Origin of the sequence: Porphyromonas miyakawae, assembly GCF_045865415.1 — a bacterium.
Classification (GTDB): Bacteria; Bacteroidota; Bacteroidia; order Bacteroidales; family Porphyromonadaceae; genus Porphyromonas; species Porphyromonas miyakawae.
On record NZ_BAAFSF010000001.1, the window covers coordinates 774950 to 786421 of the forward strand.

Below are 11472 nucleotides of genomic sequence, written 5' to 3' on the forward strand. Positions count from 1 at the left end.
ATATGAGTGATAATCAAACTTTTCTTGATCTGATACGGGATTACTCTCTTTGGAGTGATTATTTGGGGACATTTGCCTTTGCGGTCAGTGGAATACGGGTTGCGGAAGAACACCAATTAGACTGGTTCGGTGCCTATGTGGTAGGATTTATTACAGCTGTAGGAGGTGGTACGCTGCGTGATATGATGTTGGATATTCCTGTTTTTTGGTTTTCCAATCCTATGTATTTGATGATTACCCTATTAGCGCTTCTTACGTATGCTGTTTTCCGGAGATACTTGCTGAAGGTTGAGCATGTTGTATTCTTTTTGGATTCAGTCGGATTGGGAATGTTTGCAGTTGTAGGGGCACAGCGTAGTATAGATGCAGGTATGGCGATTTGGATAGCTCCTTTGATGGCTACTATCACAGGGGCTTTTGGTGGTATGATACGCGATATACTAGTCAATGAAATCCCACATATCTTTGTTCGTGAGGTGTATGCATCGGCTTGTTTAATGGGTGGATTGGTCTATATTTTCCTTTTTAGTTTTACACCGCTTAGCGTACCATTTATTGGGCTTTTCGTCTCCCTTCTTGTACTTTCAATAAGACTATTGGCTATTCGTTATAAGTGGACGTTGCCGGGATTTGCCCCTATGACACGTCTTTAGTAGTCATTGAATACTCTTAAAATAGTATCTTTGTTATGGTTGAATGACGAGTAATGGAATGAGTATGTCGCATAAAGACCCTATTATCTTAGGAATTGAGAGTAGCTGCGATGATACCGGTGCTGCGATTGTTTGTGGACGCCGGCTGCTAAGCAATGTGGTAGCCTCACAGGCTGTACACACTGAGTATGGTGGGGTAGTGCCTGAGATGGCTTCCCGGGCACATCAAGAGAATATAGTCCCTGTGGTAGCTACAGCCATAAAAAGGGCCGGTATAAATAAAGAGGATATTGATGCAGTTGCCACAACTGCCGGTCCGGGTCTATTGGGATCCTTGCTGGTAGGTGTGAACTTTGCTAAAGCCTTTGCATTAGCTTTAGATAAGCCGCTTATTACCATTAATCACCTTAGAGCACATGTTTTAGCACACTTTCTCTACGAGGAGGGGGAGGAAAACAAGCATTTCCCCGAGTTCCCGTTCCTTTGCCTATTGGTTTCGGGCGGTAACTCACAGATTGTCCGGTTGGATTCTCCCTATGAAATGGAGGTTATAGGTCAGACTATTGACGATGCAGCCGGGGAGGCTTTTGATAAATGTGCCAAGGTAATGGGCTTGGGTTATCCCGGTGGTCCCATTATCAATAAACTTGCCGGAGAAGGGGATCCTAAACGCTTTCACTTCGCAAAGCCGCATGTGGAAGGCTATAACTATAGTTTTAGTGGGCTTAAGACATCATTTCTCTATACACTGCGAGATGAATTGGCTAAGGATCCTGATTTCATTGATAAAAACAAAGCTGATCTCGCAGCTTCCTTGCAAAAGACAGTGATTGATATATTGATGGATAAGCTTCGTCGCGCTGCCCAAGATATGAAGATAACACGCCTGGCAGTTGCAGGAGGCGTATCGGCCAATACAGGGTTGCGCGATGCTTTTTACGCCTATGGGGAGAAGTATGGTTGGGAGGTTTTCATTCCCAAATTCGCCTATACGACTGACAATGCTGCTATGGTAGCAGTAGCCGGATATTATAGTTATCTCCAAAAGGCTTTTGCTACAATAGATGTAGTGCCTTTTGTAAAAACTACCCTTTGTCAATAACCGATGTCGTGTGTCGCTAATCCACTAACCCATATGATTGCCCGTATGCTCCTCATGCGGGGCAAAAGTCTTTCAACGGCAGAGAGTTTTACAGCCGGAGGAATTGCTGCCGAGCTTTGTGCTGTTCCTGGTGCGTCTACTTGGTTCAAAGGGGCTATCGTAGCTTATTCGGAGATAGTAAAAGAGTCCTTATTAGGTGTATCAGAGAATCTTATTGCTATGCATGGGGTAGTTAGTCGTCAAGTAGCTGAGGCTATGGCTCGTGGAGTTATTCGGCAGTTAGGCACGGACTATGCGATTGCTACTACAGGTGCTGCCGGACCAACTGCTCCTGACAAAGATACCCCTGTGGGTACAGCCTGGATAGCTATTGCATCGCATACTAATGTGTGTGCCGTTGAATTGCACTTAAGAGGTACACGACGAAATATAACGACTACTGCAACACAGGAAGCCCTTAAGGCTTGCTATAGCATGCTGCGTAATAACAACTAATAGTAGAAAACAAACGATATATATCATGAGAAGAAACCACTTTTGTCTGCTCGTATCCATCTGTCTGACTATGCTTGTAACAAATGCATTGTTAGCTATGGCACAGAGTAACTTGGGAACAAATTGTTTTATAGGCTTCGAGTATCAATTGAGCTACAATGAGAATTGGGGGGCGAATCGTCCGGTAATTCTTTCTGTGGAACCTGCCTCTCCTGCAGCTCAAGCCGGATTAAAGCCCGGAGATATCATTGACAGTATCAACGGATTGGCCACAAGTGAGATGGATGAAGCTGCTTTTATCCGCACACTCACAAATCCGACAGATGAAGAAACAAGGCTTTGTGTATCCAATTTTGCATATCATCGTGCAGAGCGTATTCTGCCAAGATATTGCTTGGGCGTTGATATGATTGATGAGCGTCAACTCTCCAAAGCTTTCTCTTTGTATAGTTTGGAGGATGCATCTGAGCGTCTTGTTGTTTATCCCTTTGACACGGGTAGGGAGGGGAAGACCTCCTTTGAAGCATATCAAGCTTTTGCCTTTGCCGATGCACAGAGTGATGCTCTTAACGAAACGGATGAGGTTTTCAAAGCCGTAATTAAACAGGCTTTTGAGCGCAAGGGATTGCGTTACGATGTGCACGATGCAGATATCATTATAGACACCTATTATCAATTGGTGCGTAATCCCTTTTACAAAGAAGTATCCAAAAAAGATATTGTCTCAGATACTAAGAAGTATTATCGCGTGGCACCCGAGAGTGGTATCCTAACTCCTATGCCACTTCTTGAAGTAGGGGCAGACAAACAAGCGGCGCCCACTGTACTTACGGTTGGTATTCGTCTGTTTGATGGTCGTAATCTAAGTCATATGATTTGGAGCTGTGAAGCTGTAGAACATATCATGGAAGAGTATCCCATTGCCGAATATGCACGCAATGCGTTGCCTATTATGCTGATGCAGTTTCCCTTTGTACGTTATGATCTTAATCCTGCCATTCGTGTCGTCTCTCGGCGTTTCAACTATACCGGTATTGTGTATAACGCAAGAGATATCAGTCTCGTGGCTTTTGTAGTTCCCGGTTCTCCTGCAGATCGTGCCGGGATAAAGAGTGGAGATCGTATTACGGCGATCAACGGCAAGATGATGGATACTAAAGATGCACTCAATAAGGCATACCATTCGTTTGTTCAGGAAACGATACGTTTTAGAGATGGGTCAACGCTCTATACAGATAAGTATGGCTTAAAGAATTGTCGCTACTGGAAGTCCGGTGATAATAAAGCAATTGCCAAAAGGTTTGCCAAGAATAAGTACAAAACGGTATTTTCTTACCTGTTTAATTTCCGTCCCTATGTAAGTGGAAATGAGTTGCCTACATCCATCGTATTTGATATAGTTACGAAAGAGGGTCTCATGAAACAGGTTTCGGTAATGCCGGAGGTTAGAGATGCTTCGTATTACTCTCTTGACTAAGCAGGAAGATAAAGCCTTTGGCAAGATAATGAGGGTTTCAGAATATGATAAATAGCTTTTGACTGCTCTTGAGTCGGAGAGAGTGGACATTTCTCGTGTACTTGTATTGTAGAATGGTCGCCAACTTCGCGGGTATGCATGGAGTCACGTAGATTATACATTAAATTACTACATTTGCAGCGGTTAAATGGCTTTATTTAAAGAATAATAAGTAGGAATTATCATGACAGATAAAGTAAGCTATGCATTGGGTTTAAGCATAGCAAATAATTTTTTGGCAAGCGGAATAAAGAGTATTGTTACAGAGGACTTTGCAGAGGCTATAGCCGATGTATTCAGTGGAAAGCAACCTCAAATAAGTTACGATGAGGCTAGGGAGGTAACAGAAGCCTTCTTTAATCGTATTCAGAATGAAGAAAAAGAGCTCAACCTTGCAGCCGGCAAGGAGTATGCTGAGATTATGCGACATAAAGATGGCGTTAAGAGCTTACCAAGTGGTATTTTATATGAAGTACTAAAAGAGGGGAATGGTCCTAAACCCAAGAAAACAGACTCCGTAGAAGTACATTACCATGGTACGCTTATCAATGGTGTTGTCTTTGATAGCTCGTACGAGCGGGGTAAGCCGGCTTCTTTCCCTGTTAATGCTGTGATTCCGGGCTGGACAGAGGTTTTACAGCAGATGCCTGTAGGCTCTAAATGGCGTGTGGTGATCCCCTCTCACCTGGCATATGGCGAGCGCGGTGCCGGTAGTGTCATTAGGCCTAACATGACCCTTATTTTTGAAATTGAGTTACTGAGTATTGAAGAGAATCAGTAGTACCGTATTATAACAGACTATTAAAGATGAGGATTAAACAGTTCTTTATTGTCCTAACCTGCTGCCTGACCTTGATAAAATCTGCGTTTGCGCAAGAGGTTGCAGATACGACACTTAGTGCAAATGAGCAGTCTGTAGTTCCTACGGCCGAAGAGGCTTCTCGGGCTTTAGGCGTGGCCTTCGGCGATGCCTTGAAACAGAATCTGAAGCGTTTCCCCGGTAATGAGACAATTCAGATGAATGTGCTTTTGGAAGGGCTTAGTAGCTATGTAAGAGGCGTGGATACCACCCTCACGGCTAAGGCAGCTAATGATATAGTGATGCAGTACTTCAAATCGATGGAGCAAAGCATCAATGAGAAAATAAAAGAGCAATCACGTGCTTATTTGGAACAAAACGCCAAAAACAAAGATGTGCATGTTACCGAAAGTGGTTTGCAATATGAGATCCTTTCCTTAGGTAAGGGACCCAAGCCCACAGTTGAGGATACAGTAGTTGTACACTATAAAGGTATGCTCACTGACGGCACGGTATTTGACAGCTCCTACGACCGAGGTGAGCCGACTAAGTTCAGTCCATTACAGGTTATCCCCGGTTGGACAGAAGGACTCTGCTTGTTGCCTCAGGGAAGTAAGGCCCGCTTAGTCATCCCCGAGCAACTTGCTTATGGAGCACGTGGAGCGGGACAAAAGATACCTCCTTATTCAACCCTTATTTTTGAGATTGAATTATTGCAGGTAATAAAGGGAGCACCAATCCCTGTAGCGGAAAGCATATCTGCTAATGCATCCGCTAAGAATCAAAAAGGAAAAAATAGTGAAAATAGAAAATAAAAATATTTCGTATGAAAAAACAATTTTTTTTGGCACTAAGTGCCTGTATTGCCTTGACACTGTCTTTGGCATCTTGTGGGGGTAAGGGATCAAACAGCACTAAAGCTGATCCCCTGAATGATAGTATGGCAATGGCTCTCGGCTATATGCAGGGTCTTAACTATGCCCAACAGATGGAAATGCAGAACATGCAAGCCGGAGATGACTCAATTAACCGAGCTAAGTTCTTAGAAGGTTTTCAAAAGGGGCTTTCTATGGCAGACAAGAAACAGTATTCATACTATTTGGGTCTTGTAAATGGTATGAACGTATGTAAAAGCAATGCAGAAAGCTTTTTGAGTAATGAACTTTTCAAAAAGTATTTCACCGTGGCCTTTACAGGTGATACCGTGAAGGTAAAATGGAGTGAAGACGCAGCCAATGAGTACTACAATCGTGAAATAAACGAATTCAACAAGCGCGTAACAGAAAAGAAGTACGGTGAAAATAAGACCAAGGGTGCTGAGTATATCAAGAAGTTCTGTAAAGACAAGGAAGTAAAGACTCTTCCCAGCGGGGTTGCCTATAAAGTACTGACTCCGGGTAAGGAAGATGGCGCTACTCCTACTCCCCTTGACACCGTGAAGGTAAACTATTCGGGTCGTCTGATTGATGCCGAAGAGCCATTTGATAGTTCCTATACACGTGGTGAACCGGCAGAGTTCCCTGTAAATGGAGTTATTCCCGGTTGGACAGAAGTGTTGCAACAAATGAAAGAGGGCGAAAAAATACAAGTTGTAATACCGGAAGACCAAGCTTATGGTGAGCGTGGTGCCGGCAACATGATTCCTCCTTATTCAACTTTGATATTTGAAGTTGAATTGCTTGAAGTACATCCGGCAGCTAAGGTAGAGGCTACTAAGTAAAAGAAGCATTTATAGAAGAAAACGAAAATAATTAAGCTCCCCTTTGAGAAGTGTACTTCCGAAGGGGAGCTTTTCTTTTGTAGAGGTCTCGCTAAGCAAAGCTACTGCAAAACAAACTTGTCAATATCTCAGAGAATATTTTGCCTTCCCTAAGTCCTTTTTTCAAGACTTACTCTTAGAAGTTATATTGAATACCACAATAGAAGGAGCGAGGTGCGAGTGGCCCATATATGTATCCACTATCGCGTGATGCTCCGCGATCGTAGTCCCGCTGCATGGAATTAAATAGATTCGTCATTCCTGCATTGAGTTGTACTTTGGAGGAAAATAGTTCAAATTCATAAGATAGCTTGGCTCCTAACTCAAAGAAAAAGGGTGAACTTACTAACTCATCTATACGAACAACTCTATCTTCCGGAGCTATTTGGTGAGCGTCAAAGTAGGCGTCAAAGTCGGAAGCCTTATGTCCGGCAGAACGGTCTGATTCGGCTGCTCCGGCACCGTACTCAATAACGTGTGGCACTAACATAGATCCGGTCAAATTCCCATTTAAGGCTATTGTGAAACCATGGAATAGCTCTGCACTGAAAGTAAAGTACCCATATGCATTTGGTGTGCGTAAGACCCTTTTCTCGGAGAGCTTTTCAACCTTTATGCTCCCTTCTTCTATGATGGGCATACCGTTTTGAGCGAAGAGGGCATGTTCGCCCCATTCTTCCGGTTGATCATAGCGATTTTGTGCCACCGTGGCTCCTAATTGGAGCTGTAACCAATGCCATGCAAAGCGTCCTTCTATATTTACTCCAAAGACCTTGCAGCCAAGTCCATTTGTCCTCATATAGCGTTTGATCCCATCATTTTGGGAGGGTTGCTCCTGTAAAACAAATACATCAGTGATACGATTAAAGAAGCCCTCTACAAGGAGGTTTGCAGAGAACCCTCTATGCCTAAAATAGAAGTCCCCACTAAGATTGAATGAATGACTCGACTCAGGATGTAAGTCTTTAGAATTAATGATCTTTTGGCTGTCGCCCCCTACTACAGATACGTGTAGATCTTCATCATAGATTTGAGGAGCGCGGAATCCCTTTGCATATGAGAAGCGTAAGTTGATGTCGTTAGTAGGGTTGTAGCGTAGCGTGACACGTGGACTGAAAACAGGGTTCTTTACCAGCGAATGCTCATCTAATCGAGTCCCCATTAAAATAGACCACATATCATTCTTCCACTCTATTTGTGCCAGTTGGCTCCAAATGTTGAGTTTTTGTCTTAACTCAGGGAATAAGGATCGTACTTCGCCTGCATTTTTGCTGTTGTTTCCTGTTCTCGATGGCTCAGGTGTCCAATGGCGTATGGGCATGGCATCTTTTAGGGAATCGTAGGTGTATTCTACCCCTACGAGTAGTTGTGCAGGTAGGAACAAAAGCTTGTCAAAGTCGTATGAGTATTGAGCCCCTGTGTTCATTGTAAGTCCTCTACTGCGCCCATCGTTTTCTCCCCAGGCCTCGTGCGGAATAGGGTAACCTACATCGCCTAAACGGATCCCATCAGCATCTGTTTGCTCTCCGATACCACCGTAGTAGCTCTCTCTTCGGATAGATTGGCCCGATACGTAGATCTGAAACTTATGCTTGTAATCCTTAGAAAAGAGATCATATTTGCCGCTTCCACTATAAATAGAGTGGCGTACATGCTCTGATACAGCGGCTACATGGTCGGGCCACTCCAAAATATGATCCCCTCCGCGACGATCTTCCTGAATAGTGTGAAATTCACTTGTCAATTGAGAGAAGTCTGAAGTTTTAATGTACCCACGTGCGCCAAGTGAGTGTGCATTTAGAAAGCCTAATTCGCTATAGTTATCCCCATTAGCATCCCAGGGCTTTCGATTTCGTGCTTGGCCAAAAACCACTGCTCCGATTCGATTGTCGCTGCTCACAAGGGAAGCATTGAAGCTGATGTTGTTGTCAGGCTTCTTCATGCCAGTTAAGGTAAGGGATTCTTTGAAGGTAAAACTATTGCCGGAAGGAGCTTTCGTAATGATGTTTACAACTCCACCAATTGCTGAGGAGCCATACAGTGCTGAACCTCCTCCACGTATCACTTCTACTCGTTCAACCATGTTGGTAGGTATCTGCTCCATGCCATATATACCGGCTAAAGAGCTGAGTATGGGCCGGCTATCAATAAGTATCTGTGTATAGCGTCCATCTAATCCATTGATTCTAACTTGATTGAACCCGCAGTTCTGACAGTTATTCTCCACTCTCAGACCCGGCTGGAAGCTGAGGCCCTGCATCAGGTTATTAGCATTGATACGACTGAATAATTTTTCATCCGCAATGCTCACCACGGTAGGAGCCATACGACGAAGTGTTTCCTGTCTGTTTGCCGTTACTACAACTTCGTCCATGCTAATTATGTCTTCAACGGCTTGAAAATTGACCTCGCTTATTTTATCTTTTTCGACATTGACTTCCTTTTCTTGGCTTTGATAACCCACTCCGCGCATGATGAGCGTTAGTTTTCCGGGCTTCAGGTGCTTGAGAAAGTAGTGCCCAGTGGCATCAGTCGTTGTACCGAAGGTGGTTCCTTTAATTTGAATTGTCATTCCGGTCAAATGCTCACCTGTGTGTGCATCGGTAACATGTCCAACGATATTTGCATCACTGGGTAAGTGACTCTTACTATGTTGCGCTGTCAGTAGCGTGTGGGAGATAGTAAGGAACAAAAATAGTAATGTAATTCTTTTCAACATGGTATCTAATATTTCAAATAAACTAATTGACTGCAAAACTACTGCAAGATAGAGAGCGCTTCAATACTTGTCAGTGGGTATATTACTTCTATGATATAATACTAAGTTGCTATTATCTTGATTCCGGCATGCTTATCTTTACTATCTCAAAAAACATCTGTACCTTTCAAATGAAAGATCTATATTTTTCAAAAGAAACATACAGATCTATTTTGGAAAAGATAAATACCTTTTATCAACGGTAAAAAGAGTATCGGAAATAAATGAGGAGCAGAAATAAAAAGGCCGGCTAATCAATCAATTAGCCGGTCTTTATTATCTGGTTGTGTATTGGTAAGAAGGAAGTAGAGACTCCCCTCTAATCAATATTTATTGGGCAAATTCAAATGAACTGGTTGTATTCGTCTCAATATTGATCGTCATACCTTCTGCCATAGCACTGCCCTTAAGTGGTAAGGTCATAAGACCATAGAGAGGCACTCCGGTAGCTCGGTCAATCTCTACATTCATAGAGCCAACACCACTTACAGCAGCTCCTTGGAAGTCACCATCAATGGATAGCTTGGCATTGATCAGATAAGAGTGCTCAGTTACATCTGTAAGGGTATATACGTTCTTAGAACCGGCTTCCTTATCTTCTACGGTCCAAGAATCTCCCTTCTTTACAGAGGCATGATATAGCTCGCTGAGTAAGTCTGTAAAAGATTTCATGATTGCTTTTACAACCTCATTATCTACCCCTTCTGTCACTGCAACAGGTTCTCCGACAACCTCAAAGTATGGGGTAATCTCCGCCTTAACTACATTGTGAGTCATCTTTTTAATGGCTTTATTAAAATTATTCTCACTGTCTTCTGAGGAGATTTTTTGGGTTTGCCCCATGCCTTCATTCTCAACTTCAATTTTGTTGATTACCGCATTGATAATGTAGTTTTCCCCCTTCTTCTCCATGATAGAGAAAACAAGATCAGTCTTTACGTTGTTGACAGACTTCATGTTTTGACCTCCGTAAGAAACAGAATTATCCTGTCTCATATTTTGTCTTAGAGGAACCTTAATGGGAGGATTGAGGTTAAGACGGATGTCATACGTTTGTTGTGCAGTAGCAGTGCAAAGCACTGTAACAAAGATAGCTGCAAGATAAAAGAATCTCTTCATCATATTCATTGGTCTAAGTATTAGTTATCTCTATTTTATGTTATGCAGTTTATGGCCCATACGTTCTTTTTTGGTTCGTAAGTAGGTTTCGTTGTATGGGTTTGGCTTAATTTCCAAGGGAACTACTTCGGCTATTTCAAGTCCATAGCTCTCAAGCCCGATACGCTTCACGGGGTTGTTGGTCATAAGGCGCATTTTACCTACGCCAATGCTACGGAGCATCTGAGCACCAACTCCATAATCTCGCTCATCTGCCTCATAGCCTAAATGTAAGTTGGCATCTACCGTATCAAGGCCATCCTCTTGTAGCTTATAGGCCTTCATCTTAGCCATCAGTCCAATGCCTCTTCCCTCTTGGTTTAGATAGATGACAACTCCTTTCCCCTCTTTCTCAATGGTTTGCATGGCTAAGTGTAATTGCTCACCACATTCACAGCGGCACGAGCCAAATATATCTCCCGTGGCACAGCTTGAATGAACTCGCACCAAAATAGGTTCATCCGGTGAAAGGGATCCCTTAATAAGTGCGATATGTTCGCGTCCATTGCTCTTCTGACGGAATGGAATAAGATCAAAATCTCCATATTGAGTCGGAAGGTGTATGCGCTCACCTTCTTCAAGAATATTGTCTGTACGGAGACGATAGGCGATCAAGTCTTTGATAGAAATGATGTGCAGATTCCACTTTTCGGCAACCTTAAATAATTGCGGTAGACGCGCCATAGTACCATCTTCATTAATGATCTCAATAAGTGCAGCTACAGGCTGCATACTGCATAGTCGGGCTAAGTCAACTGCAGCCTCAGTATGTCCGGCACGACGTAATACCCCTCGCGAGCGAGCACGTAACGGATTTACATGTCCCGGGCGACCTAAATCGCTTGCTTTTGTATTTGGATCAGCTAAAGCGCGTATCGTCATTGCCCTGTCATGCATAGATACTCCTGTTGTACAACCATGGCCAATTAGGTCCACGGTCACGGTGAATGGAGTTTCGTGCAGAGATGTATTGTCATCTACCTGCATGGGAAGTTCTAATCGCTCAGCAACTTCTTCGCTGATAGGCGTGCAGAGTACTCCACGACCATATTGCATCATAAAGTTGACTTTCTCAGGTGTTATCTTCTCTGCAGCTATGATGAAGTCGCCTTCGTTCTCACGATCCTCATCGTCTACAACAATTACAAAATTACCTTCCTTAAAGGCGTCTAAAGCCTCTTCAATCGTGCTTAGCTTGTTTCTTTCCATAATATGTTTATACGACCTGCGTA

Annotated in this window: 10 protein-coding genes; 7 read left to right on the forward strand and 3 right to left on the reverse strand. The window is 43.3% G+C overall.

All coding sequences use genetic code 11. From position 1 onward, the window contains the following. Positions 1 to 2 precede the first annotated feature (2 nt). The 7 genes from ACLWMH_RS03155 to ACLWMH_RS03185 all read left to right on the forward strand — a co-directional run bounded on the left by ACLWMH_RS03155 (position 3) and on the right by ACLWMH_RS03185 (position 6285). A complete protein-coding gene (locus ACLWMH_RS03155; protein ID WP_411915295.1) occupies positions 3 to 653 on the forward strand; it encodes a trimeric intracellular cation channel family protein in 651 nt (216 codons plus the stop codon). A 64-nt stretch (positions 654 to 717) separates the two neighbouring features. Further along, positions 718 to 1755, forward strand: a complete 1038-nt coding sequence (gene tsaD / locus ACLWMH_RS03160) for a tRNA (adenosine(37)-N6)-threonylcarbamoyltransferase complex transferase subunit TsaD (RefSeq protein WP_411915296.1) — start codon at positions 718 to 720, stop codon at positions 1753 to 1755. A gap of 33 nt (positions 1756 to 1788) precedes the next feature. Further along, on the forward strand, positions 1789 to 2250 hold the full coding sequence (locus ACLWMH_RS03165) for a CinA family protein (protein ID WP_411915297.1): 462 nt from the start codon (positions 1789 to 1791) through the stop codon (positions 2248 to 2250). Between the two features lie 25 nt (positions 2251 to 2275). Further along, positions 2276 to 3727 (forward strand): PDZ domain-containing protein, encoded by a 1452-nt coding sequence (locus ACLWMH_RS03170; protein WP_411915298.1) that lies wholly within the window; start codon positions 2276 to 2278, stop codon positions 3725 to 3727. Between the two features lie 223 nt (positions 3728 to 3950). Further along, positions 3951 to 4547 (forward strand): FKBP-type peptidyl-prolyl cis-trans isomerase, encoded by a 597-nt coding sequence (locus tag ACLWMH_RS03175; RefSeq protein ID WP_411915299.1) that lies wholly within the window; start codon positions 3951 to 3953, stop codon positions 4545 to 4547. 26 nt (positions 4548 to 4573) lie between these two features. Next, complete coding sequence (locus ACLWMH_RS03180; protein ID WP_411915300.1) at positions 4574 to 5380, forward strand: FKBP-type peptidyl-prolyl cis-trans isomerase; 807 nt, start codon at positions 4574 to 4576, stop codon at positions 5378 to 5380. A gap of 11 nt (positions 5381 to 5391) precedes the next feature. Further along, positions 5392 to 6285 (forward strand): FKBP-type peptidyl-prolyl cis-trans isomerase, encoded by an 894-nt coding sequence (locus ACLWMH_RS03185; protein WP_411915301.1) that lies wholly within the window; start codon positions 5392 to 5394, stop codon positions 6283 to 6285. A gap of 175 nt (positions 6286 to 6460) precedes the next feature. Here the strand turns inward: ACLWMH_RS03185 and ACLWMH_RS03190 are convergent, their stop codons facing one another. From ACLWMH_RS03190 to ACLWMH_RS03200, 3 genes are all read right to left on the reverse strand, one after another. After that, a complete protein-coding gene (locus tag ACLWMH_RS03190) occupies positions 6461 to 9043 on the reverse strand; it encodes a TonB-dependent receptor (RefSeq protein ID WP_411915302.1) in 2583 nt (860 codons plus the stop codon). A 369-nt stretch (positions 9044 to 9412) separates the two neighbouring features. Continuing rightward, positions 9413 to 10204, reverse strand: coding sequence for a hypothetical protein (locus tag ACLWMH_RS03195; RefSeq protein ID WP_411915303.1), 792 nt, complete (start codon positions 10202 to 10204; stop codon positions 9413 to 9415). 27 nt (positions 10205 to 10231) lie between these two features. Further along, positions 10232 to 11449, reverse strand: coding sequence for a bifunctional 3,4-dihydroxy-2-butanone-4-phosphate synthase/GTP cyclohydrolase II (locus tag ACLWMH_RS03200; RefSeq protein WP_411915304.1), 1218 nt, complete (start codon positions 11447 to 11449; stop codon positions 10232 to 10234). Positions 11450 to 11472: the final 23 nt, after the last annotated feature.